The sequence below is a fragment of the Albimonas donghaensis genome, assembly GCF_900106695.1.
Taxonomy (GTDB): domain Bacteria; phylum Pseudomonadota; class Alphaproteobacteria; order Rhodobacterales; family Rhodobacteraceae; genus Albimonas; species Albimonas donghaensis.
Genome location: NZ_FNMZ01000009.1, coordinates 50,096 through 74,660 on the forward strand (window position 1 = coordinate 50,096; position 24,565 = coordinate 74,660).

A 24,565-nucleotide genomic window follows, 5' to 3' on the forward strand; every position below is an offset into this window, starting at 1 on the left:
GAGGAGACCCCGCCCGGATCGGGCGGTCCTGCGCGCGGACGCTAGTGCGAGAAAATATCCTCTTCCGGCCAGCCGGCGAGATCCAGCATGGCCCGGTCAGGTAGGAAATCGAAACAGCGGGTCGCGATTTCAAGGCGGCCTTCGCGGATCAGGCGCGTTTCCAGCTCTTCGCGGATGCGATGCAGGTGGAGCACGTCCGAGGCCGCGTATTCGAGCTGCGCGGCGCTGAGCGCGGTCGCGCCCCAGTCCGAGCTCTGCTGCTGCTTGGAGATGTCGATCCCCAGAAGCTCCGAGCAGAGGTTCTTGAGCCCGTGGCGGTCGGTATAGGTGCGCACCAGCTTGGAGGCGATCTTGGTGCACCAGACGGGCCGCGCCGTGACGCCGAAGCGGTGGGCCATGACCGCGATGTCGAATCGCCCGAAATGGAAGAGCTTGAGCACCGCCGGGTCGGCCAGCAGGCGTTCCAGGTTGGGCGCGGAGGTCGCGTCGATGGGGATGCGCACCACATGCGCGTTCCCGTCCCCGCCCGAGAGCTGCACGACGCAGAGCCGGTCGCGATGGGGCTGGAGCCCCATGGTCTCGCAGTCGATGGCGACGATGGGGCCCAGATCCAGCCCGTCGGGCAGGTCGCCTTCATGAGAATGGACGGTCATCGGGCCCCCTCGGCAGGCTGCGCGCGCCGCCTCCGCGAGCGGCGAGGGAGGTTTGGTGCGCGGGGCCGGCGCCGTCAACCCCCGCGGCCGAATCGCGGGCCCGCGCGGGGCGCTCGGGGAGGCCGGCGCGGCGCGGTGGGGCGAGGGGGAGGGGGAGGGCCTGGGCGGGGGAGGCGGAAAACGAAAAGGGCCGCGGCTTGCGCCGCGGCCCTGTTCCCGACCCTCCCTGGTAAGGGGAGGTGGTGCCCAGGAGAAGACTCGAACTTCCACTTCCTTGCGGAAACCAGCACCTGAAGCTGGCGCGTCTACCAATTCCGCCACCTGGGCAGGTGTCGTGGAGCGGGTTGTTATTGCCCGGCGGGGGGCATGTCAACGGCTCACCCGCGGTTTCTTTCACGAGTTTCGCCGCGACCTTGCGGAAGCCTCCCGCATCAGCGGCGCCGGCCGGGGGACGAGAGGCGCAGACGCAGGCCGCCGATGTCGCGCGAAAGGCCGGCGCGGGCGAGCCGGGAGATCTCGCCCGCCTGCACCGCGCGCCCGAATCCGGTCAGCCGGGCCTCGGCGGCGCGAGGTCGGGCGGGGTCGCCGCGCAGCTCGGCGAGCGGGGCGCCATGGGCCGGGTCGGCGAGTTCCCGCATCAGCCGCCACAGCCAGAGGTCGCCCAGCCGGTCCGGCCCCTTCGCCCGCAGCGCCGCCCCCAGCGCCGGGGCCGCGGGCGCCCAGTCCGGCCCCAGCGCGTCGATCAGCCGGGCCTCGTCCGAGCCGAGCCCGCGGACCGGATCGGGCCTGCGCGCCAGTCGGCTCGCCGCCGCCGCGGGCAGGAAGGCCAGCGGTTCGGCGGGGGGCGGAGACCCGGCGATCCCCTCCAGCCCCAGCGGTGAACGCGCGCAGAGCGCCTCGCGGAACCTCGCCAGCCGGGCGCGGGCGGAGGCGTCCAGCGCGGTGACGCGCGGGGCGGTCAGGGCGGCGGGCGGCAGCTCGGCCAGGCCGCGCCCCTCCGCGCCGCCGTCCCCGCCGCCCCAGCTGCACAGCGCGACCGACAGCGTCGCGCCCGCCTCCGCCGCCAGGCCCTCGACCAGGGCCAGCGCGATCGCCTCCTGCGCGGAGCCGGCCAGCCAGACCGTCGCGGCGCCGGCGTCGCGGAGGCGGGCGGAAAGCCCGGCGTAATGGCCGGGCAGGCTCGCCTCGGGGTCCGGGGTTCCGGCATCGGCCATGAAGGTCAGCGTCTCGGCCCAGAAGCGGGCGCGAAGGGGGGCGAAACCGGGGGTGGTCGGCGCGGCCAGCGGGCCGACCGAGGGCTCGTCACGCAGGGGGAACAACGCCGGCGCGGGAATGCGCGCGGCGTCATGGGCGGCCGCCACGGCCTGCGCCGCCATGTCTCCCAATCCGATATGAATCACTGTCCCGCCCTCGCTTCCCCGCCCGATCCCCGGGCCTGATCCCTGGGCCCGGTCCCTGGGCCCGATCCTTGGGCCCGATCCCGGGCGGCCCCCGCGCAAACCGCCGAATTGCCGCCTTGCCCGCCGCCCGGACGCGGACTAGACGAATTGGTCAGACGTCCTTCAAGGGCGAGCGCCCCGCGCGCCCCGGCTCCGCGCCGCGGCCCGGACCCGCGCCCGCCGCGCATCCAGCGCCCCCGTCCGCCGGCCCGCGCGCCGGCATGGGGACGGCCAGACCGGGAGAGCCACAGACATGACCGAGCCCGCCCCCCTCGTCACCATCTTCGGCGCCTCCGGCTTCGTCGGCCGCCACATCGCCCAGCGCATGGCGCGGCGCGGCTGGCGAATCCGGGCGGCCGTGCGCCGGCCCAACGAGGCGCTGTTCCTCAAGCCCTATGGCGATGTCGGCCAGGTCGAGCCGATCCAGGCCAATATCCGCGACGACGCCTCGGTGGCGCGCGCGGTGGCGGGCGCGGACGTGGTGATCAACTGCATCGGCATCATGGCCCAGGCCGGCCCCCAGACCTTCGACTCCGTGCAGGCCGAGGGCGCGGCCCGCGTGGCGAAGGCCGCCGCGGCGGCCGGGGTCTCGCGCCTGGTGCATGTCTCGGCGCTGGGCGCGGACGCGGACAGCGCGTCGGCCTATGCCCGGGCCAAGGCGGCGGGCGAGGCGGCGATCCTCGACGCCTTCCCCTCGGCCTCGATCCTGCGGCCTTCGGTGATCTTCGGGCCGGAGGACGAATTCTTCAACCGCTTCGCCGGCATGGCCAAGATGGGCCCGGTTCTGCCGATCACCGGCGGCGGGGCGAAGTTCCAGCCGGTCTATGTGGGCGACGTGGCCGATGCGGCGGCGAAGCTGGCGGCGGGCGAGGCGGCGCCGGGGCTCTACGAGCTCGGCGGGCCCGAGGTCGCCACCCTGCGCGACCTGATCGGCAAGCTGCTGAAGATCATCCGCCGGCGCCGGCTGGTGGTGGACATGCCCGCGGGTCTGGCGCGCATCCCCGCCAAGCTGCTGGGCGTGGCGCAGATGCTGACCGGCGGGCTGTTCGTCAACGACCTGCTGACGGAGGACCAGATCGCGCTTCTGGCCTCCGACAACGTGGTGTCGGACGGGGCCAGGGGGCTGAGCGACCTGGGCATCGCGCCGACCGCGATGGAGGCGGTGATCGAGACCTATCTCTACGCCCATCGTCCCCAGGGCCAGTATTCCCGCCTGACCGAAAGCGCGCGGAACCTGCGGGGGGCCTGACCTCCCCGAGCGGGCGCCGGGGGAGGGCCCTTGGCGGGCCTGGAGAAATGAGAAAGGGGCGCGCCCGGCGGATCCGGGCGCGCCCCTTTTCGCGTGCGGGGAGGGGCGGACCGCCGCAGGGCGGGTTTCAACCCGCCGCCGCGCGCCGCCGCCTCCGGCCGATCAGGCGTAGAGCCAGATCAGCAGCGCCCCGCCCAGCGCGAAGCGGTAGAGCACGAAGGGCGTCATCGTCCAGGTCCGCAGCATCCGCATCATCAGCGTCAGCGCCAGCAGGGCGGAGACGCAGCTCAGCCCCGCCGCGATCGCCGCATCCGCGCCCAGCGCCATGTCGCCCGCATCGAGCAGGTCCTTGGCGGTCAGCGTCCCGGCCGCGAGGATGGTGGGGATCGACATCAGCATGGAAAGCCGCGCCGCGTCGGTCCGCTCATAGCCCAGCGCGCGAGCCGCCGAGATGGTGATGCCCGAGCGCGAGGTCCCCGGGATCAGCGCCACCGCCTGCGCCAGCCCCATCAGGATCGCGTCGCGCCAGGACCAGTCCTCGGCCTTGCGGATCAGCGGCCCGAAACGGTCGCAGAGCCAGAGCGCCACGCCGAAGATCACGGTCGACCAGGCGATGACCTCGACGTTGCGGAAGATGTCGGTCAGCCCCGCCGCCGACAGGATCAGCCCCGCGATCACCACCGGAATCGTCGCCGCCACCAGCCGCAGCGCCAGCCCGGCCTCATAGGTCCTGGTCCGGCCGGTCAGAACATGGACCCCGCCGGCCGCCGCCCGTGCGACATCGTGGCGAAAGAAGATCACCACCGCGACCAAAGTGCCCAAGTGCACCGCAACATCGATCATCAGGCCCTGGTCGGCCTCTCCGCTCAGCGCGGGGAACAGCGCCAGATGGCCGGAGGAGGAGATCGGCAGGAACTCGGTCACGCCCTGGATCAGGGCGAGAATAGCTAGTTGCAACAGGGGCATGGGCGGTTCCGTGTGGGAAGGGAGGGGGCTGTCGGGGTATAGGGCGGGACGGCGCGGGATGCCAGCGGAACGGAGGTCGTAAACAAACCGGACCCAATTTCGGGGAATGCGGCGATGCGGGAACGTTCGCGCGCATGCTTTCCGTGTTTATCGGTCAGCAAGACTGTCTTTTATTACGTTTTCGATTCCCTTAGAAAGATCGCAGAGCCCCCCGCGCGCCCACCGCGCGAGGAGTCCCAGCCGTAGCGCAAGGAGGGCGCCCGTGCCGCAGAAGATGCTCAAGTTCGTCGACGTTCCGCGGGGCATGCCCGAAAAGCGGGCGGCCGAAGCGCGCCGCGGCGACTTCGACGAAATCTACCGCGAGTACGCGGCCGCGAAGGCCGAGGAGCAGTCCTCGCGCTGCTCCCAGTGCGGCGTGCCTTACTGCCAGACCCACTGCCCGCTCCACAACAACATCCCCGACTGGCTGAAGCTGACCGCGGAAGGCCGGCTCGAGGAAGCCTACGCCGTGTCGCAGGCCACCAACACCTTCCCCGAGATCTGCGGACGCATCTGCCCCCAGGACCGCCTGTGCGAAGGCAATTGCGTGATCGAGCAGTCGGGCCACGGCACCGTCACCATCGGCGCGGTGGAGAAATACATCACCGACACCGCCTGGGAGGAAGGCTGGGTCAAGCCCGCCGCCCCGCGGGTCGAGCGGCCCGAATCCGTCGGCATCATCGGCGCCGGCCCCGGCGGGCTGGCGGCGGCGGACATGCTGCGCCGCCGCGGCTTCCAGGTCACCGTCTACGACCGCTACGACCGCGCGGGCGGCCTGATGATCTACGGCATCCCCGGCTTCAAGCTGGAGAAGGACGTGGTCATGCGGCGCAACAAGCTGCTGGAAGACGGCGGCGTGACCTTCGAGCTGGGCAAGGACATCGGCGTCGACATCGCCTTCCAGGAGCTGCGCGAAAAGCATGACGCGATCCTGATCGCCACCGGCGTCTACAAGTCCCGCGACCTGGGCGGCCCCGGCGCGGGCCTGCCCGGCATCCTCAAGGCGCTGGACTACCTGACCGCCTCCAACAAGACCGGCTTCGGCGACACGGTGGCGGAATTCGAATCCGGCGAGCTGAACGCCAACGGCAAGAAGGTCGTGGTCATCGGCGGCGGCGACACCGCCATGGACTGCGTGCGCACGGCGATCCGGCAGGGCGCGTCCTCGGTGAAGTGCCTCTATCGCCGCGACCGGGCCAACATGCCCGGCTCGCAGCGCGAGGTGGCCAACGCCGAGGAGGAGGGCGTGGAATTCGTCTGGCTCTCCGCCCCCAAGGGCTTCGTCGGCGACGACAGGGCCAATGGCGTGCGCGTCGCCAAGATGCGGCTCGGCGCCCCCGACGTCACCGGCCGCCAGACGCCCGAGGAGATCGAGGGCGCGGATTACACCGAGCCCGCGGACATCATCATCAAGGCGCTCGGCTTCGACCCCGAGGACCTGCCGAAGCTGTGGGACGTGGAAGGGCTGGACGTGACCCGCTGGGGCACGATCAAGACCGACCACCGCACCCATGAGACCGCGCTGGACGGCGTGTTCGCCGCCGGCGACATCGTGCGGGGCGCGAGCCTGGTGGTCTGGGCGATCCGCGACGGGCGCGAGGCGGCGGACGCCATCGCGGCCAAGCTGGACGCCCGCGCCTCGGTCGTCGCGGCCGAGTAAGCGGCGCGCGGCAGGGCGGCGCGCGGCCCCCTGCCCGGAATTTGGGCGCCGCCCCGTCGCGGGCGGGCCCGGCGCGGCGAGGGCGGGCGATGATCGGGGACGCTCCCCGGCTTGGCGCCCAGGGCGGATCGGTCCGGAATGGCGCGGCAAGGGCAGCGATGCTGTCGGGTTTCGCCCCTGCGGCGCCCGCCTCCTCCGCCGCCGCGCCGGGACGCCCCGGGTGACATGCGCGCCGCGTGCGCGCCACGTGTTTGCAGGAACTTGACGGCCACCGGCGACGGAGCGGGGCGCGCAGGGACGGGAGGCGACGGCGATGGGCGAGATCAGAACCGGCGGCTGCGCCTGCGGCGCGGTGCGATTCGAGGCGGAGGGCGAGCATTACGTGTTCGCCGGCGCGCTGGACCGGATCGACGACCTGCCGGTGGACCTGGAGATCTTCGCCGACCAGAAGCCGGCGCAGTGGAATCACCTGAGCGAAAGCTCGCGCAGGATGACCGCCGCGGAGACGCAGGCGATGTTCGACGCAGGCACGCCCTGACCATGGGCCCGAAACCGCGATGGACCGCCGAGGAAGGGAGGGCGACGCGATGAGAAAAGGCCTTTCCGGCGCTTCGTCCGGGCCGTTAGCCATTTTTCCCGTCAATTTTGTTAGGGATTCGCCACTAAACCATCGCTCATTCCGGCGGACGGGGAAGGCGCAGAGCGCGCCCGGGTCCGCTGATCGGATCAGAGCGAGGACCTTGCGCCATGAGCAAGCACGATCACCCGACTTTCGACCTGGCGGCGCGCCCGGCCTCGAACGCCCTGAGCGGGAGCGCGGCGCCGACGCCGGTCCCCGACTCGGCGGCGCTGGACCGGATCGAGGCCGAGGGCGCGCAGCGCGAAGTGACCGGCGGCTGCCTGTGCGGGACGGTGCGCTTCGCCGCGAAGCTGCGCGGCCATGGCTATTCCGCCTGCCATTGCGCGGAATGCCGGGCCTGGGCGGGCGGTCCGGTCCTGTCGGTGCGCACGAGCTGGTTCGTGCTGACCGCGGGCGAGGACAAGGTGGGCTTCCACCGCGCCTCGGAGACCCTGGAGCGTTCGTTCTGCACCTGCTGCGGGGGGCATCTGTCCTACCGGCTGGTTTCGCAGAGCGGCCTGCGGGACAATTCCCTGGCGATGCTGGGCGCGCTCGACGATTGCGAGACGCTGCCGCTGAACGCGGAGCTGCATGCGGACGCCCGCCTCAGCTCCCTGGGGCCGCTGGGCGCCCCGACGCAGATCGACACCGCGACGATGACCGCGCGGCGCGACATGAAACTGAAGACGATGACGGCCTGATCTCCCCTCCGAAGGGCGGATCCGGCCTGGAGTCAGGGCCGGGCGGCCCTTCGGAAGGAGATCCGCGATGACTGAATTCGACGCAAGCTGGGGCGCCCGCCACGAAGCGGAGCGCAAGCGCCTGGCCGAGACCGGCATGTTCCGCGAGGAGTTCGAGCACGCCTCCTGCGGCGTCGGGCTCGTGGTGGCGGTGGACGGCAAGCCGCGGCGGAGCGTGGTGGAGGCGGGGATCTCCGCGCTGTCCGCGATCTGGCACCGGGGCGCGGTGGATGCGGACGGCAAGACCGGCGACGGCGCCGGCATCCACGTGCAGATCCCCCGCGCCTTCTTCGAGGAACAGATCCGCCGCACGGGCCACGAACCCAAGCCCGGCCATCTGGCCGTGGGCCAGGTGTTCCTGCCCCGCGCCGATTTCGCGGCCCAGGAGGCCTGCCGCACCATCGTGGAGACGGAAGTCCTGCGCATGGGCCACTACATCTACGGCTGGCGGCACGTGCCGGTCGACATCTCGGTGCTGGGCGAGAAGGCCAACGCGACGCGGCCCGAGATCGAGCAGATCCTGATCGCCTGCAACACCGACGCCGATGTCGATACGTTCGAGCGCGAGCTTTACGTCATCCGCCGCCGGATCGAGAAGGCGGTGGCCGCGGCCCATGCCAACGGCTTCTACATCTGCTCGCTGAGCTGCCGGTCGGTGATCTACAAGGGCATGATGCTGGCCGAGGACGTGTCGGTCTTCTATCCCGACCTGCGCGACGACCGGTTCGAGAGCGCCTTCGCGCTGTATCACCAGCGCTATTCCACCAACACCTTCCCCCAGTGGTGGCTGGCGCAGCCGTTCCGGATGCTGGCCCATAACGGCGAGATCAACACGCTCAAGGGCAACGTCAACTGGATGAAGTCCCACGAGATCCGCATGGCCTCGACCTATTTCGGGGACACCGCGGAGGACATCAAGCCGATCGTGCCGTCGGGGTCTTCGGACTCGGCCGCGCTGGACGCGGTGTTCGAGGTGCTGGTCCATGCCGGCCGGTCCGCGCCGATGGCCAAGACCATGCTGGCGCCCGAGGCCTGGTCGAAGACCGCCTCGGCGATGCCGCAGACCTGGCGGGACATGTACGCCTATTCCAACTCGGTGATGGAGCCCTGGGACGGGCCCGCCGCGCTGGCGATGACCGACGGGCGCTGGGTTGTGGCGGGCGTGGACCGCAACGGTCTGCGGCCGATGCGCTATGTGGTGACCGGCGACGGGCTGGTGATCGCGGGGTCGGAGGCCGGCATGGTCCCGGTCAACGAGATGTCGGTGGTAGAGAAGGGCGCGCTGGGTCCGGGGCAGATGTTGGCCGTGGACATGGTCGGCGGCCGCCTGCTGCACGACTACGACCTGAAGGACGAGCTGGCGAACTCGCAGCCCTATGGGCAGTGGGTGGGCACCATCACCGACCTTGAAGAGGTGGTGAAGGGCGCCGACGAGCCCCGGCTGTTCGACCGCGACGAGCTGCGCAGGCGTCAGGCCGCGGCCGGCTATTCGATCGAGGAGCTGGAGACGATCCTGCACCCGATGGTCGAGGACGCGAAGGAGGCCATCGGCTCCATGGGCGACGACACGCCCTCCGCCGTGCTGTCCGAGCAGTATCGTCCGATGAGCCATTTCTTCCGGCAAAACTTCTCCCAGGTCACCAACCCGCCCATCGACTCGCTGCGGGAACATCGGGTGATGTCGCTCAAGACCCGGTTCGGCAATCTCAAGAACGTGCTGGACCAGGACAGCTCCCAGACCGAGATCCTGACGCTGGAGAGCCCGTTCGTCTCCAACGGTCAGTTCGAGGCGATGCGCGAGGCCTTCGGCGCCTCCCTGCGCCGGATCGACTGCGTGTATCCGGCCGATGAGGGCCAGGGCGCGCTGCGCCGTCACCTCGCCCGCGTGCGGACCGAGGCCGAAGAGGCCGTGCGCGCCGGGATCGGGCACCTGATCCTGACCGATGAGGGCGTGGACGCAGACAACGTGTCGATGCCGATGATCCTCGCGACCTCGGCGGTGCATAGCTGGCTGACCAAGAAGGGGCTGCGGACCTTCTGCTCGCTCAACGTGCGGTCGGCGGAGTGCATCGACCCGCACTACTTCGCGGTGCTGCTGGGCTGCGGCGCGACCACGGTCAACGCCTACCTGGCGCAGGATTCCATCGCCGACCGGATCGAGCGCGGCCTGCTGGACGGTCCGCTGACCGAGGCGGTGAAGCGCTTCCGCGAGGCGGTCGACCAGGGCCTGCTGAAGATCATGTCCAAGATGGGCATTTCGGTGATCTCGTCCTATCGCGGCGGGCTCAACTTCGAGGCCGTGGGCCTGTCGCGCGCCATGGTCGCCGACTATTTCCCCGGCATGACCTCGCGCATTTCGGGCATCGGGCTGTCGGGGCTTCAGAAGAAGACGGAAGGCATCCACGCCAAGGCCTTCGGGATGGGCGACTCGGTGCTGCCGATCGGCGGGCTCTACAAGCTGCGCCGTTCGGGCGAAACGCACGCCTGGGGCGCGCGGCTGATGCACATGATGCAGTCGGCCTGCGCCACCGGGTCCTTCGAGACGTGGAAGACGTATTCCGCGGGCATGGCCGCCCAGCCGCCGATCAACCTGCGCGACCTACTGGACTTCAAGCCCAAGGGCGCGCCGGTGCCGATCGAGGAGGTGGAGTCCATCACCTCGATCCGCAAGCGGTTCGTGACGCCGGGCATGTCGCTGGGGGCGCTGAGCCCGGAGGCGCACAAGACCCTCAACATCGCCATGAACCGCATCGGCGCCAAGTCCGACAGCGGCGAGGGCGGCGAGGACCCGTCGCATTTCGAGCCGATGCCCAACGGCGACAACGCCTCGGCCAAGATCAAGCAGGTGGCCTCCGGGCGCTTCGGCGTGACGGCGGAATACCTGAACCATTGCGAGGAGCTGGAGATCAAGGTGGCCCAGGGCGCCAAGCCCGGCGAGGGCGGGCAGCTGCCCGGCTTCAAGGTCACCGAGATGATCGCCAAGCTGCGCCACGCGACGCCGGGGGTGACGCTGATCTCGCCGCCGCCGCATCACGACATCTACTCGATCGAAGACCTCGCGCAGCTGATCTACGACCTCAAGCAGATCAACCCGCGGGCCAAGGTCTGCGTGAAGCTGGTGGCCTCCACCGGGGTCGGCACCATCGCGGCGGGCGTGGCCAAGGCCAAGGCCGACGTGATCCTGATCGCCGGCCATAACGGCGGCACGGGCGCGAGCCCCGTGACCTCGATCAAGTATGTGGGTCTTCCGTGGGAGATGGGGCTGACCGAGGCCCACCAGGTGCTGGCGCTCAACAACCTGCGGGAGCGCGTGACGCTGCGCACCGACGGCGGGCTGCGCACGGGGCGGGACATCGTGATCGCCGCGATGATGGGGGCCGAGGAATACGGCATCGGCACCGCCGCGCTGGTCGCGATGGGCTGCATCATGGTGCGTCAGTGCCAGTCCAACACCTGCCCGGTCGGCGTCTGCACCCAGGACCCGCGCCTGCGGGAGAAGTTCACCGGCTCGGCCGAGAAGGTGGTCAACCTCATCACCTTCTACGCGCAGGAGGTGCGGGAGATCCTCGCCTCGCTCGGCGCGCGGTCGCTGGACGAGGTGATCGGGCGTGCGGATCTGCTGAGCCAGGTCTCGCGCGGCGCGGCGCATCTGGACGATCTCGATCTCAACCCGCTGCTGATCAAGATCGACGAGGGCAAGCACGCCGTCTACGACCGCGCCAAGCCGCGCACCCCGGTGCCCGACACCCTGGACGCCCAGATCGTCGAGGACGCGCAGCCCTTCTTCAACAAGCGCGAGAAGATGGAGCTGAGCTACACGGTCCAGAACACCCAGCGCACGGTGGGCACGCGGGTGTCCTCGCATATCGTGCAGGCCTTCGGGATGCGGGACAACGGGCTCCAGGAAGGCCATCTGACGGTGAAGCTGAACGGCTCGGCCGGTCAGTCGCTGGGGGCCTTCGCGGCGCCGGGGCTGAAGATCGAGGTCTGGGGCGACGCCAACGACTATGTGGGCAAGGGCCTGTCGGGCGGCGTGGTGGTGGTGCGTCCGCCGCTGGGCAGCCCGCTGACCCCGCAGGACAACACCATCGTCGGCAACACCGTGCTTTACGGGGCGACGGCGGGGAAGCTCTTCGCCTCGGGCCGGGCGGGGGAGCGGTTCTGCGTCCGCAACTCCGGCGCCTCGGTGGTGGTCGAGGGCTGCGGGTCCAACGGCTGCGAATACATGACCGGCGGCGTGGCGGTGATCCTCGGCTCGGTCGGGGACAATTTCGGGGCCGGCATGACCGGGGGCATGGCCTTCGTCTACGACGCGGACGGCGAGTTCATGAAGCGCATGAACCCCGACACGCTGACCGCCCAGGGGCTTGAGAGCGCCCATTGGGAAGGCGTGCTGGAGGAGCTGGTGGAGGCCCATGCCGCCGCCACCGGCAGCCCGCTGGCCGCGCGTCTGCTGCGCGACTGGGACGTGGAGCGGGGCAAGTTCCTGCAGATCTGCCCGAAGGAGATGCTGACCCGTCTGTCGCATCCCCTGTCCGACAAGGCGGAGGCCGCCACGGCCTGATCCGACCGCCCTTTTCGGCGCCGTAACGCGGCCCCGCCCCTTCCGGGCGGGGCCGTTTTCGTTGCGGGACGCGGGGGGGCGCCGAAGGGGGCTGGGGCCACTGGACCGGGAACGCCGCGGGCGCCGTGGCGGGGGCGCGCGGCCGCGGCGTCGCGGGCGCCGGCGCGGCTTGCCTCCCGGCGGGGGGACGCTAGGGTCCGGCCATGGCTCTCCGCAAACGCCGCAAGTCCGCCCCTCCGCCCCGACGCCGCGGCCCCTTGCGCCGGCTGGCCCGCGGGATTCTGCAGGCCGTGCTGCTGGCCGGCGCTGTGGCCGTGGCCTGGGTGGCGCTCTACCGCGTGGTTCCGCCCCCCACCACCTTCCTGATCGAGAGCGAGCGCCTGCGGCTGGGCGGCATCCGCCGCGACGCGCTGGATTTCGACGCCCTGCCCGACCTGGTGCGGCTCGCCTTTCCGGCCGCCGAGGACGCGCGTTTCTGCACCCATCACGGGCTCGACGCCGAAGCGATCCGCGCCGCCTTCGAAGCCAATGCCGAGGGCAAGCGCCTGCGCGGCGGCTCCACCATCAGCCAGCAGGTGGCGAAGAACGCCTTCCTCTGGCCGGGGCGCAACTGGCTGCGCAAGGGGCTGGAGACCGGGTTCGCCCTGCTGGCGGAGACGCTGTGGCCCAAGCGGCGGATGCTGGAGATCTACCTGAACGTGGCCGAGATGGGCGAAGGCGTGTTCGGCCTGGAGGCCGCGGCGCAGACCCATTTCGGGGTGAGCGCGGGCCGGCTGTCGGCCCGCCAGGCGGCGCTGATCGCGGCCGCCCTGCCCAACCCGAAGGAGCGCGACCCGGCCCGGCCCTCGGGCGCGCAGGCGCGTCGGGCCGCGCAGATCGTGCAGGGGGCGGAGACGCTGCGCGCCAACGGTGCCGGGGCCTGCGTGCTGGACGGCTGAACGGCGGGCGCGCCCGGGCGCAGGCCCATGCCCGGGGATAGGGCGCGGATGTCGGCCATGGCGGACGGGACGGACGCGACGGGGCGGGCGGATGAGGCGCGCGGATGAGGCGCCGCATCGCGGGAACCGGCCCCGCGGCTCCCCGCCCCGGTTGCATCGGCACGCGCGAAAGACGAGGGTCTCGCGCATCCTGAACCGCTCCTCCTCCGGAAGACACCGACCCGATCATGCGCCGACTGCACCATATCGTCCTCTCGCCCTACGCCCGAAAAGTCCGCCTGGCGCTCGCCGAAAAGCGGGTGGAGGTGGAACTGATCGAGGAGACCCCCTGGACCCGCGAACTGCCGTTCCTGCGGCTGAACCCGGCGGCGACGGTGCCGGTCTTCGTGGACGATCCGGGGCATGGGGGGGCGGTGGTCGCCGACAGCGCGGCGATCTGCGAATATCTGGAGGAGACGCGCCCCGAGCCGCCGCTGCTGGCCGGCGATGCGCGGCAGCGGGCCGAGATCCGGCGGCTGGTGGCCTGGTTCGACGACAAGATGATGCGCGAGGTCACCGCCAACCTGGTCGAGGAGCGGGTGATGAAGAAGGTGCGCGGCGGCGGGCATCCGGATTCCGGGCGGATCCGGGCCGGGTCGCGCAACCTGGTGACGCATCTGGAATATATCGGCTGGCTGGCGGATCAGCGGCGCTGGCTGGCGGGGGACGCGATCAGCCTGGCGGATTTCGCGGCGGCGGCGCATCTGAGCTGCCTCGACTATATCGATTATGTGCGCTGGGAGGCGGCGCCGGCCGCGGCGAAGGACTGGTATCAGCGGATCAAGTCGCGGCCGGCCTTCCGCACGCTGCTCGCCGATCACCTGCCCGGCTTCCCGCCGCCCGAGCACTACGCCGACCTGGATTTCTGATGCCGGGGCGCGGGAGCGCCGCGTAGAGGGCCCGCGCGCAGCAACGGTCCGCCCGCGGCGCGCGGCGGGGCGGGCGCCCGGCCTCGCCGTCTCGGGCGGCGCGGTCGCAAACAGGAGGGCCGGGGGGTGTGTTTCCCCAGGCGCGCCGCCCGCGGCCCTCGCCCCCCGCGCCGAGGGTTCCAGCGCGCCGCGGCGCCCGGTTTCGGCCCTCGGGACCTCGGGCGGCGCGCCTCCGGGCCCCGTCCGCGCGTCATATCCGATTCCGCGCATACCGCATTGCGGCATCCCCCGCGCGGGACTAGCCTGCCCCACCTCGCGCCCCGCCGCACCGGCGACGGCGCCGCAACGCGGAGGCGCGCCATCCCCCTCGATCCCGCCCAGCTCAAGACCCGCCTCGCCGAGGCCGCCCGCGCCGAGGGCTTCGCCGCCATGGGCGTGTGCCGCCCCGACGCCATCCCCGAGGCCGCCCCGCGCCTCGCCCGCTTTCTGGAGGCAGGGCGGCATGGCGACATGGGCTGGATGGAGGCGCGGTCGCATTGGCGCGGCGATCCCACGACGCTGTGGCCCGAGGCGCGTTCCGTGATCATGCTGGCCGAGGCCTATACGCCGGCCGAAGACCCGCTGGCGCTGCTGGAGATGCCGGACCGGGCCTCGGTTTCGGTCTATGCGCGGGGGCCGGACTATCACGACCGGGTGAAGAAGCGGCTGAAGCGGCTGGCCGGGGCCTTCCTGGCCGAGGCCGGGCCGGAAACCGGCGTCAAGGTTTTCGTCGACACGGCCCCGGTGATGGAAAAGCCGCTGGCGCAGGCCGCGGGGCTGGGCTGGCAGGGCAAGCATACAAACCTGCTGGGGCGCGAGATCGGCAACTGGGTGTTTCTCGGGGCGATCTTCACCACCGCCGAACTGCCCGCCGACGCGCCGGAGGTTTCGCATTGCGGGACCTGCCGCAAATGTCTCGACATCTGCCCGACGCAGGCCTTTCCCGCGCCCTATCAGCTGGATGCGACGCGCTGCATCTCCTACCTGACCATCGAGCTGAAGGGGCCGATCCCGCGGGAATTCCGGCCGCTGATCGGCAACCGCATCTATGGCTGCGACGATTGCCTGGCGGTGTGCCCGTGGAACAAGTTCGCGGCGGAGGCCTCGGGGGCGCTGTATCAGAGCCGGGTGGAGCTGAACCGCCCGCGGCTGACCGACTTCGCGGCATTGGACGAGGCCGGGTTCCGGGAAGTGTTCGCAGGCTCGCCGATCAAGCGGATCGGACATGCGCGGTTCCTGCGTAACGTTCTGATCGCGATGGGAAATTCGGGGGTGTCCGAGTTGATCCCTTGGGTCGAGGCGCGGATCGACGACCCCGCCCCCCTGGTGCGGGGGACCGCGGTCTGGGCCCTGTCCCGGCTGGCGCCGGGGAGGCTGGCGGCGCGGGCTCCGGCGAGGCCCGATCCCGACCCGCAGGTCGCCGAGGAATGGCGACTGGCGCTGGCCGAGACCGGCGGCGCGGCGCGCCGCGCCTGACGGCCGCCGCTCGGGGCCGGCTCAGTCCCCGCCCACTCGGTCCCGGCCACTCGGTCCCCGCCCCCTTCAGTCCCCGCCCAGTTCCATCTGTTGAAGGGTGAGCCGGGCCTCCTCCCCCACCGGGCCGTCGCGATCGAGATCGACGGCCTTGAGCAGCGCCTCGCGCGCCTCGGGCTTGCGGCCCAGCGCGGCCTGGGCGGCGCCGGCCTCCAGCCAGGCGTCGGGGGCCTCGGGGGCGAGACGGGCGGCGGTCTCGGCATCGGTCAGGGCGGCCTCGGGCTCTCCGGCCTCACGGCGCAGGCGGGCGCGCAGCAGGAGCGCGGAGACGTCCTGCGGCGCTTCCTCCAGCACGGCGTCGAGCGGGGCGAGGGCCTCCGCGCCGCGCCCCAGCGCGGCCAGCGCCTCGGCCTTGTCCCGCAGCAGGAGGGCGGCGCCGGGCTCCATCGCCAGACCGGCCTCGGCGGAGTTCAGGGCCGCTTCGGGCTGGTCGTCGCGCAGCCAGAAGCCCGCGGCGGCCTGATGCAGGGCGGCGGCGGCGGAGCCGGCGGACACGGCGGCGAGGTCGAGCCGCAGGGCGGCGGCCCCGAGCGCGCCTATCGCCTCCAGCGCCAGCGATTCGCAGACCGCGGCGGGGACGCCGCCGCCGAAGCGGAACCAGCGGCGGGCGGCCTCGGCGGCCTCCTGCGGGTCCCGTTCGACCAGCGCGAGGCAGGCGTCGGGGTCGAGCGCGTCGGCGCCGGCGATCGGGGCCCCGGCGATCGGGGCGTTGTCGGCGGGGGCAGGCGCAGGCGCGGGCGCGGCTTCGGGCGAGGGCGGCGCTGCGGCGGGCGGCGGGGGCGGCGGCGGGGCTGTGCGGGGGGCGCCGGTCTGCGCATGGGCTGGGCCGAAGACCGCGAGGACGGCGGCGAAACCGAGCGTCAGTCCGAAGGTCGGTCCGAGCGTGATCGGGGCTCGCACGCGGAGCGGGGCGCATCGCATCGGGGGGAAACCTCCGTTACATCCGGGACGGCGCGACACCTACACCGGAGACCCTGCCATGCCCACCCTGCCCGGCTCCACCCGACCCAAACCCACCCTACTCAGCCTCGGCCACGGCTATTCGGCCCGACGGCTGGCCCGCGACCTGGTGGCGGAGGGCTGGCGGGTGATCGGGACCACCCGCTCGGCGGAGAAGGCCGAGGCGCTGCGGGGCGAAGGGGTGGAGCCGCTGGTCTGGCCCCCGGAAGCGGCGGGAGAGGACGCGGGGGGAGAGGACGCGGGGGCGGCGATCCGCCCGGCGCTGGAGGCGGCGAGCCATCTGCTGATCTCGGCCGGGCCGGACGCGCAGGGCGACCCGGTGCTGCGCGCGGCGGGGGCGGAGATCGCGGCGCGGGCGGAGGGGTTCGACTGGGTGGGCTACCTGTCGACCACCGGGGTCTACGGGGATCGCGGCGGCGCATGGATCGACGAGACGGCGACGCGCGCCCCCTCCACCCGCCGCGGGACCTGGCGGATGGCGGCCGAGGACGCGTGGCTGGCGCTGCATCGCGACCACGGGCTGCCGGTGCACCTGTTCCGGCTGGCGGGGATCTACGGGCCGGGCCGCGGGCCGTTCGAGAAGGTGCGTCGCGGAACGGCGCGGCGGGTGGTGAAGCCGGGGCAGGTGTTCTCGCGCATCCATGTGGATGACATCGCGGCGGTGCTGCGGGCCTCGATGGCGCGGCCGGCGCCGGGGCGGGCCTACAATGTGTGCGACGACGCGCCGGCCCCGCCGCAGGACGTGATCGCCGAGGCGGCGCGGCTGCTGGGCCTGCCGGTCCCGCCCGAGATCGCCTTCGAGGACGCCGAGATGACCCCGATGGCGCGCAGCTTCTACGCCGAGAGCAAGCGCACCTCCAACGCCCGCATCCGCGAGGAGCTGGGCGTGGACCTGCGCCACCCGGATTACCGGAGCGGGCTGCGGTCGCTGCTGGACGAAGCCGGCTGAGGGTTTCGCGCCGCCGGGCCGGCGTCGGGCGGGGCCCGCGAAAGGCGGGGACGGGAGGGTGCGGCGCGGCGGATAGGGAGGGATGGCGGGTTCGCACCCGCCCTACGGGTCGGGGTCCTCGATGACCGCAAGGCGCGCCTCGCCGGCGGTGAGGGGGCCGGAGGCGCGGTCGACGCGGAGCATCGCCAGACCCTCGCCCCCCGAAACGATCCCGAGCTGACCGGCGACGCGGCCGGACTCGGTCACGATCTCGGCGCCCGGCGCGGGGGGCTCGCCGGTGACGGCGACGCGCATCAGGCGGCGGCGCAGCTCGGTCTTGTGCTTCATGCGGGCGACGATCTCCTGGCCCACATAGCAGCCCTTGCGGAAGTCGACGCCGTGCAGACGCTCGAACCCGGCTTCGAGGATGTAGCTGTCGGGGCCGAGTTCGGCCCCCGCCTCGGGCGCGCGTACGGCGATGCGCAGCGCGTCATAGGCGCCTTCGGGGGCGGGGGCGGCGCCGGTGGCGGCGAGGGCCGCGGCCGGGTCCGGCGCGTAGAGCCGCCAGCCCAGCGCCGGGTCGCGGGGGTCGCGGACCAGGAGGGCGCCGGCCGGGGTCTGGGGCGGGGTCTGGGGCGGCGCGTCGCCCCAGAGCAGGGCCGCGTCGAGGCCGGCGGCCGTGATCTCGATCTTGCGGCGCAGGCGGTAGAGGGCGAGGCGCTTGGCCAGTTCGCCTCCATGCGCCAGCGGGGCGTCGACGAGCAGGGCGGGGACGTCGGGGTCGCGGCCGTCCTCGATCACGAAGAAATCCGAGAGATACTTGCCCTGGGGAGTGAGCAGGGCGGCCCAGACGGCGGTGTCGCCGCGGGCGCGGGAGACGTCGTTGGTCACGAGATCCTGGAGGAAGTCCCGCGCCTCCTCCCCCGCGAGGCGCAGCACGGCGCGCGCCGTCGTCATGCCTGTCAGACCGGTCATCGGTTCCTCCGTCTGGTCGCCTGTGGGGGCAACATAGGGGCGGGCGGGCCGGGCTGCGAGGGGGGCCGCGCGACACAGGGCGCGAAGGTGGCCGCGGGGGCGCCCGCGCGGCGCTGGATCCGGGGCGCGGGTGGCGAGGGGCGCGGGTGGCGAGGGGGCGCGAGGCGGGAAGGGGGCGGGAAGGGGGCGGCCTTCGCCCGGCCTCCGCCGACCCGGCGGTCAGGGAGGCGCAGGGCGGACGCAGGTCCGCGCGCGACCCGGCCTCAGGCGCGTCCCTCCCGGCCGCCCGGTCGAATTGCGACGAGGCGGGCGGGATTCGGCGTCGCCTCCGCCCGCCGCCGCTGCTAAACCGCGAGGCGTCCCGAACCGATGGAGCCCGCCATGTCCGCCGCCAAAGCCCCCGACCTGATCCTCAAGAACGGCACGGTGGCCAATCACGACGGGATCGGACTGGCCGACATCGCGGTCACCGACGGCAAGATCACCGATATCGGCGACCTGTCGGGCGTGGACGCCGGCGAGGTGATCGACTGCGCCGGCCTGCATATCCTGCCCGGCGTCATCGACAGCCAGGTGCATTTCCGCGAACCGGGCGCCGAGGCCAAGGAGGACCTGGAGACCGGGGCCGCCGCCGCCGCCATGGGCGGCGTGACCTGCGTCTTCGAGATGCCCAACACCAACCCGACCACCACCACCTACGAAGCGCTGGCCGACAAGGTGGCCCGCGGCCGCGACCGCATGGCGGTGGATTTCGCCTTCTGGTTCGGCGCCGCGGCCGAGAACGTGGACCTGCTGGCCGAGGCCGAGTGGCTGGAGGGCTGCGCCGGCATCAAGATGTTCATGGGATCGTCCACCGGCACCCTGCTGGTCGACGCCGACGAACATGTCGCGCGCGTGCTGGCCAATGGCCGCCGCCGCGTCGCCGTGCATTCGGAGGAGGAAACCCGGCTGGAGGAGCGCAAGGGCCTGCGGGTTCCGGGCGATCCGTCCTCCCACCCGGTCTGGCGCGACGCGACCGCGGCGCTGATGTGCACCACCCGCCTGATCCGCCATGCGCGCGAGCAGAACCGGCGGGTGCATGTCCTGCATATCTCGACCGCGGACGAATTCCCGATCCTCCAGGCCAACAAGGACCTGATCACCTGCGAGGCGACGCCCCATCACCTGAGCCTGAACGCCGACGACTACGCCCGGCTGGGGACCCTGTTGCAGATGAACCCGCCGGTTCGCGACGCCTCCCACCAGGCGGCGATCTGGGACGGGCTGCGGCGCGGCGTGATCGACGTGCTCGGCTCCGACCACGCGCCGCATGAGCTGGAGGCGAAGGCGAAGGAATACCCGGCCAGCCCCTCGGGGATGCCCGGCGTGCAGACGCTGGCGCCGATGATGCTGGATCACGTCGCCAGGGGGCGGCTGAGCCTGGCGCGGTTCGTCGACCTGACCTCGGCCGGACCGCAGCGGATCTTCGGGATCGCCGGCAAGGGCCGGATCGCGGCGGGCTATGACGCGGATTTCACCGTCGTGGACCTGAAGGCGCGGCGGGAGATCCGCAACGACTGGATCGCCTCGCGCTGCGGCTGGACGCCCTATGACGGGACCTGGGTGCAGGGCTGGGTGACGGGCACGGTGATCCGCGGGCGCCGGGTGATGTGGGAGGACGAGCTCGTGACCCCCCGCGGCGGCGCGCCGGTGAAGTTCTGCGAAGGCCATACGGGATGACGCCGCCCCTCCGGGGCACGGACGTTTCGACAGGCGCGCCGGCCCGGCCCGCCGGGCCCGGCCCGGTCGAGCCGCCGGAAGCCCAGGTCCGCTTCGCCTTCATCGCCATGATGTCGGCGATGATCGCCATCAACGCCTTCGCCGCCGACATGGTGATCCCCGGGCTGGGGGTCATCGCCGACCATTTCGCGCTGCAGGACCCCAATTCGCGGCAATGGGTGATCTACGCCTCCTTCCTGGGGATGGCGGTGTCGCAACTGCTGATCGGACCGCTGTCGGATTCGCTGGGCCGCAGGCCGGCGGCCTTCACCGGCCTGGCGGTGTTCGGGCTGGGCTGCATCCTCGCCGGCGTGGCGCAGGATTTCGAGACGCTGCTGGCGGGGCGCGTGCTGCAGGGGCTCGGCTCCGGCGGGTTGCGGGTGCTGGCCTACGCCATCCTGCGCGACCGGGTGGCGGGGGACGAGATGGCGCGGTCGTCCTCGCTGATCTCCATCGGGTTCCTGATCCTGATCTTCATCGCGCCGATGGCCGGTCAGCTGGTGATCATGCTGAGCGACTGGCGGGGGCTGTTCGCCTGGCTGCTGATCCAGAGCGGGCTGACCGCCCTGTGGCTGGCCCGCGCCCTGCCCGAGACCCTGCCGCCCGAGCGCCGGCGCCCGCTGGCGATCCGGCCCATGGTCAGGGCGATGCGGGTGGTGGCGGCGACCCCGGCGACGCTGGCCTGCGCGGGGGCGCTGGCGGCGACGCTGGGCTCGCTGGCGACCTATATCGCGACGGCGGAGCAGATCTTCAACGGCATCTACGGGCTGGGCGCGCTGATGCCGCTGGCTTTCGGCGCGCTGGCCCTGGCCGAGGGCGGGGCGGCGTTCTTCAATTCCCGCGCCGTGAAGCGGATCGGGGCGCTGAGGATGGCGCGGATCGGGCTGATCGGCTGGGTGTTCGGCGGCTCGATCGCCGCGGCGGTGTTCGCGCTGGGCTTCGACGGGGTGCCGCCGCTGTGGCTGTTCATGCTGTGGAACGCGGGCTCTCTGGCCATGTTCGCGCTGCTGTTCGGCAACCTGAACGCGGTGGCGATGGCGCCGATGGGGGACATGGCGGGGTCCGCGTCCTCGGTCCTGGCCTTCATGTCGACCGCGGGCGGGGCGCTGCTGGCCGCCGGCGCCGGGGCGGCCTTCGACGGGACGGTGGTGCCGCTGGCGGCGAGCTTCGCGGTGTCGGGCGCGGTGGGGCTGGGGGCGCTGACCTATGCCCAGCGCCGCGGCGCCTTCGCCTGACCGGAAGGGGGAGATCCCAGGATGACCGCGCCGCTGTCCATCGTGATCCCGACGCTGAACGCCTCCGGCGAGATCGGCCCCTGCCTCGGCGCGCTGGCCGAGGCGCTGACCGAGGGGCTGATCCGCGAGGTGATCCTGACCGACGGCGGCTCCTCGGACGGGATCGAACTGGTGGCCGATGCGGCGGGGGCGGAGCTGGTGTCCGGCCCGGCCGGGCGCGGCGGGCAGCTGGCGCGCGGGGCGGAGGCGGCGCAGGGCGAATGGCTGCTGTTCCTGCACGCGGACACCATCCTCAGCCGCGGCTGGTCGGAGGCGGTGCGCCGCCACATGCGCGAGACGCCGGAGGCCGCCGGCTGGTTCCGCCTGCAATTCGACGCCAGCGGCGCGGCCCCGGCGCTGGTCGCGGCCTGGGCGAATTTCCGCGCCCGGCGCTTCGGGCTGCCTTATGGCGACCAGGGGCTGCTGGTCTCGCGGCGGGTATACCGGCGGGCGGGGGGCTTCGACGCGATCCCGCTGATGGAGGACGTGGCGCTGGTCCGCCGGATGCCGGCGCTGCGGGAGCTGGACGCCAACGCGGTGACCTCGGCCCGGCGTTACCGCGAACAGGGCTGGCTGCGCCGCGGCTGGCGCAACCTGAGCACCTGCGCGCTGTGGCGGCTGGGGATGTCGCCCGAGCGGCTGGCCCGGCGCTATGAGCGCTGAGGCGCCGCGCCGGGCGCGGGCGCGCGCGGGGGTCGCCCGGCGGCAGGTCGTGATCTTCGTGAAGGTTCCGCGGCCGGGGCGGGTCAAGACCCGGCTGGCGCGCGGGGTGGGGGCGCCGGAGGCGGCGCGCTGGTTCCGGGCGCAGAGCCGGGCGCTGATCCGCAGTCTCCGCGCCGATCCCCGCTGGGAGGTGCGGCTGGCGGTGAGCCCGGACGCCGAGGGGCTGGCGACGCGCGCCCTGCCCGGCGGCGCGGCGCGGCAGGCGCAGGGGGGCGGCGACCTGGGCGCGCGCATGGCGCGGGCGTTGTTCGAGGCGCCTCCCGGCCCGGTTCTGGTGATCGGGGCGGATATTCCCGGCGTGACGCCGGCGGTGATCGCGCGGGCCTTCGCCGCGCTGGGCCGGGCCGACGCGGTGTTCGGCCCGGCGGAGGACGGGGGGTTCTGGCTGGTCGGCCTGGGGGCCGCGCGGCGGGCCCCGCGGGACCTGTTTCGCGGCGCGCGGTGGTCGAGCGCCGACGCGCTGGGCGACGTTCTGGGCAATCTGTCGGGGGTGCGGGTGGGCTTCGCCGACCGCCTCGCCGATGTGGACGAGCCCGAGGATCTGCGCCGGCTGAGGCGCTGACGGCGCGGGAGCCGCGCGTCGACCGGCGCGCCCGTGGCGCGGTCCCGCCCGCGCGGCGCTGCGGGGCGGGCGCCGGGCGGAACGGTCTCCCCGCCCGGCGGGCAACGCCTCCGGGCGAAAGACGTCCGCAGCGCGGGCGCCCACTTTCGCCCCTCACGACGGCTGGCCTAGGGTGACGGCGAGGCGCCGCGACGGGGTCTCCCGTTTCCGATCGCAGCCGGAGCCCTGCCCGTGACGTCATCCGCGACGCCCCCCGATACGCTTTCCGCGACGCCTGCCGGAATGGCGGCCCCGCCGGCGCCCGAGACCGCCCCGCCGACCGCCCCGCCGACCGCCCGGCCGGCGCCGTTGCTGCTGGGACTGCTCGCCCTGTTCGGGGTGATCGCGCTGCTGCTGCTGGCGCCCGGACGCATGGCGGTGAGCACCATGGAGGGCGACGTTCTGCATCTGCTCGACGGGGTGACGCGGATGCGCATGGGGCAATGGCCGCATGTGGATTTCGCCACGCCGCTGGGGGCGCTGGCCTATCTGCCGGTCTCGGCCTGGGGGGATCTCGGGCTGGGGCGCGCGATGGCGCTGAGCCATGCGACGGCGGCGGCGGTCTGCCTGCCGGCGCTGGTCTGGATCGGGCTGAGCCGGCTGCGGCTGGGCATGGCGCTGGCGCTGGGGGCGGTGGTGCTGGTGACCGCCGCGACGCTGGCCTGGTCGCCGGACTCCCAGGGCGCCACCGCCGCCATGTCCTACAACCACTGGGGCTGGGCGCTGGTCATGCAGGGCATGGCGCTGATGCTGCTGGACCGGGCCGGGGCGACGGCGGGGGGGGCGACGGGGCGGGGAGCGACGGGGCGGGGGGCGACGGCGGCGCGGACCGGCGCGCTGATCGACGGGCTGATGATCGGGGCGCTGGGCGCGGTTCTGGTGTTCCTCAAGGCCACGTTCGCGGTGGGGCTGGCCGGGATATGGCTGGTCTGGGTCCTGACCGGGGCCGAGCGGCGGGCGATCGCGGCCTCGGTCCTCGCGGGACTGGGGCTGGCGGCGGCGTTCGCGGCGGCCTTCGGCGGGGTCGAGGTCGCGCAGGCCTATATCGGCGACCTGCTGCGCGTGGCCGAGGCCGGCGAGGCCAGGCCGATGTCGCAGAAACCCGCGCTGATCACCTTCGTGACCCCGTCGGGTCTGACGGTGATGATCGGCGCGTTGATCGGCGCGCTGGCGCTGGCCCGCGGCGGGCGCGGGCGCGCGGCGATCCGCTTTTTCGCGGCCTGCATCGCCGCCCACCTGCTCGCCTGGCAGAATTTCGGCTACGACCCCACCGCGATGACCGCGCTGGCGCTGATCCTGCTGGCGCAGTCGGGCGGGCTGATCCCCGGCGCGCTGGCCTTCGGGCGCCCGGCGGCGACGGTGGCGCTTTGCGCCGGGCTGGTGATCTTCGGGGTGCGGGCGCCGGGGCTGCTGAACTCGGCCCGCAGCTTCTTCCACCTCTTCGCCGCGCCGCCCGAGCAGGTCGCCGTGCTCGCGGACTTCGCCCCCGACGTGATCTGGCAACGGGCCGAGAGCGATTTCTCCGGCAGGTTCAAGCTGTTGCCGGAGGATGACGAGCCCCTGAACCTGGGCGGGATCACCCAGCCCACCTGCACGGTGCTCACCGGAGGGCCGGGGCTGATCGCCGAGGCCGCCGCCGCGATCCTGGAGACGCCGGCGCTGCGCGGGCGCAGCGTGCTGTCGCTGGACCTGGTGAACCCGCTGTGGATGCTGACCGGGGCGCCGCCGCAGGCGGGGGCGTGGAACTGGGTCTACGGCCCCTCCCCCGCGCAGATCGCCGGGGCGGAGCTGCTGGCGCTGCCCCGCTGCCCCTATGCGCCGCCGATCACGCGGATGATGGCGGAGGAGGCCGCGACCTCGGGCCGGGCGATGCGGGTGGCGCTGCGGACGCCGAACTGGACGATTTTCGAGCCGGGGCCGGTCGGCTCGGCGCCCGTGCCCGCGCCCGCGCAGGAAGCGGAGGGGCCGGAGGGGGCGACGGACTGACCGGCCCCTGCCC

General features: G+C 72.9%; 19 protein-coding genes and 1 tRNA gene. 14 read left to right on the plus strand and 6 right to left on the minus strand.

Annotation, left to right across the window (positions count from 1 at the left end):
• Positions 1-41: 41 nt before the first annotated feature.
• From BLV24_RS18025 to BLV24_RS18035, 3 genes are all read right to left on the minus strand, one after another.
• Positions 42-653: a ribonuclease D gene (locus BLV24_RS18025; RefSeq protein WP_092684410.1), complete on the minus strand. Its 612-nt coding sequence runs from the start codon at positions 651-653 to the stop codon at positions 42-44.
• A 240-nt stretch (positions 654-893) separates the two neighbouring features.
• A tRNA-Leu gene (locus tag BLV24_RS18030) sits at positions 894-980 on the minus strand.
• A gap of 104 nt (positions 981-1,084) precedes the next feature.
• A complete protein-coding gene (locus tag BLV24_RS18035) occupies positions 1,085-2,053 on the minus strand; it encodes a DUF1835 domain-containing protein (RefSeq protein ID WP_483860477.1) in 969 nt (322 codons plus the stop codon).
• A gap of 292 nt (positions 2,054-2,345) precedes the next feature.
• Here BLV24_RS18035 and BLV24_RS18040 point away from each other — a divergent pair, with 292 nt between their 5' ends.
• The gene (locus BLV24_RS18040; protein WP_092684414.1) at positions 2,346-3,341 is read left to right on the plus strand and encodes a complex I NDUFA9 subunit family protein; all 996 of its coding nucleotides are present in this window, start codon (positions 2,346-2,348) and stop codon (positions 3,339-3,341) included.
• A 162-nt stretch (positions 3,342-3,503) separates the two neighbouring features.
• On the opposite strand, the gene BLV24_RS18045 is transcribed toward BLV24_RS18040, so the two are convergent.
• The gene (locus BLV24_RS18045) at positions 3,504-4,307 is read right to left on the minus strand and encodes an undecaprenyl-diphosphate phosphatase (protein ID WP_092684416.1); all 804 of its coding nucleotides are present in this window, start codon (positions 4,305-4,307) and stop codon (positions 3,504-3,506) included.
• Positions 4,308-4,581: 274 nt separating this feature from the next.
• Here BLV24_RS18045 and BLV24_RS18050 point away from each other — a divergent pair, with 274 nt between their 5' ends.
• From BLV24_RS18050 to queG, 7 genes are all read left to right on the plus strand, one after another.
• Positions 4,582-6,006, plus strand: coding sequence for an NAD(P)-dependent oxidoreductase (locus BLV24_RS18050; protein ID WP_092684582.1), 1,425 nt, complete (start codon positions 4,582-4,584; stop codon positions 6,004-6,006).
• Between the two features lie 313 nt (positions 6,007-6,319).
• Positions 6,320-6,544: a hypothetical protein gene (locus BLV24_RS18055; RefSeq protein WP_092684418.1), complete on the plus strand. Its 225-nt coding sequence runs from the start codon at positions 6,320-6,322 to the stop codon at positions 6,542-6,544.
• A gap of 209 nt (positions 6,545-6,753) precedes the next feature.
• The gene (locus BLV24_RS18060; protein WP_092684420.1) at positions 6,754-7,326 is read left to right on the plus strand and encodes a GFA family protein; all 573 of its coding nucleotides are present in this window, start codon (positions 6,754-6,756) and stop codon (positions 7,324-7,326) included.
• A 67-nt stretch (positions 7,327-7,393) separates the two neighbouring features.
• A complete protein-coding gene (gltB, locus tag BLV24_RS18065; protein WP_092684422.1) occupies positions 7,394-11,929 on the plus strand; it encodes a glutamate synthase large subunit in 4,536 nt (1,511 codons plus the stop codon).
• Between the two features lie 203 nt (positions 11,930-12,132).
• Positions 12,133-12,867 (plus strand): monofunctional biosynthetic peptidoglycan transglycosylase, encoded by a 735-nt coding sequence (gene mtgA / locus BLV24_RS18070; protein ID WP_092684424.1) that lies wholly within the window; start codon positions 12,133-12,135, stop codon positions 12,865-12,867.
• 227 nt (positions 12,868-13,094) lie between these two features.
• Positions 13,095-13,775 (plus strand): FtsZ-binding protein FzlA, encoded by a 681-nt coding sequence (gene fzlA / locus BLV24_RS18075; RefSeq protein WP_092684426.1) that lies wholly within the window; start codon positions 13,095-13,097, stop codon positions 13,773-13,775.
• Positions 13,776-14,135: 360 nt separating this feature from the next.
• Entirely contained in the window at positions 14,136-15,290 is a 1,155-nt protein-coding gene (gene queG, locus BLV24_RS18080; RefSeq protein ID WP_281242942.1) for a tRNA epoxyqueuosine(34) reductase QueG, read from the plus strand.
• A 66-nt stretch (positions 15,291-15,356) separates the two neighbouring features.
• Here queG and BLV24_RS18085 read toward each other — a convergent pair whose 3' ends face one another.
• Positions 15,357-16,268 (minus strand): tetratricopeptide repeat protein, encoded by a 912-nt coding sequence (locus BLV24_RS18085; RefSeq protein WP_092684428.1) that lies wholly within the window; start codon positions 16,266-16,268, stop codon positions 15,357-15,359.
• A gap of 58 nt (positions 16,269-16,326) precedes the next feature.
• Between BLV24_RS18085 and BLV24_RS18090 the strand changes: the two genes are divergently transcribed.
• A complete protein-coding gene (locus tag BLV24_RS18090) occupies positions 16,327-17,256 on the plus strand; it encodes an SDR family oxidoreductase (RefSeq protein ID WP_092684430.1) in 930 nt (309 codons plus the stop codon).
• Positions 17,257-17,358: 102 nt separating this feature from the next.
• Here BLV24_RS18090 and ygfZ read toward each other — a convergent pair whose 3' ends face one another.
• Positions 17,359-18,210, minus strand: a complete 852-nt coding sequence (ygfZ, locus tag BLV24_RS18095) for a CAF17-like 4Fe-4S cluster assembly/insertion protein YgfZ (RefSeq protein ID WP_245710651.1) — start codon at positions 18,208-18,210, stop codon at positions 17,359-17,361.
• Positions 18,211-18,591: 381 nt separating this feature from the next.
• Here ygfZ and BLV24_RS18100 point away from each other — a divergent pair, with 381 nt between their 5' ends.
• From BLV24_RS18100 to BLV24_RS18120, 5 genes are all read left to right on the plus strand, one after another.
• On the plus strand, positions 18,592-19,929 hold the full coding sequence (locus BLV24_RS18100; RefSeq protein WP_092684588.1) for a dihydroorotase: 1,338 nt from the start codon (positions 18,592-18,594) through the stop codon (positions 19,927-19,929).
• A complete protein-coding gene (locus BLV24_RS18105; protein ID WP_092684432.1) occupies positions 19,926-21,203 on the plus strand; it encodes an MFS transporter in 1,278 nt (425 codons plus the stop codon). Before BLV24_RS18100 ends, BLV24_RS18105 begins: the two co-directional genes overlap by 4 nt.
• 21 nt (positions 21,204-21,224) lie before the next feature.
• Complete coding sequence (locus tag BLV24_RS18110) at positions 21,225-21,905, plus strand: TIGR04283 family arsenosugar biosynthesis glycosyltransferase (RefSeq protein WP_092684434.1); 681 nt, start codon at positions 21,225-21,227, stop codon at positions 21,903-21,905.
• A gap of 49 nt (positions 21,906-21,954) precedes the next feature.
• Positions 21,955-22,527: a TIGR04282 family arsenosugar biosynthesis glycosyltransferase gene (locus BLV24_RS18115; RefSeq protein ID WP_342708003.1), complete on the plus strand. Its 573-nt coding sequence runs from the start codon at positions 21,955-21,957 to the stop codon at positions 22,525-22,527.
• 231 nt (positions 22,528-22,758) lie between these two features.
• Positions 22,759-24,552 (plus strand): hypothetical protein, encoded by a 1,794-nt coding sequence (locus BLV24_RS18120; protein WP_143040357.1) that lies wholly within the window; start codon positions 22,759-22,761, stop codon positions 24,550-24,552.
• Positions 24,553-24,565: the final 13 nt, after the last annotated feature.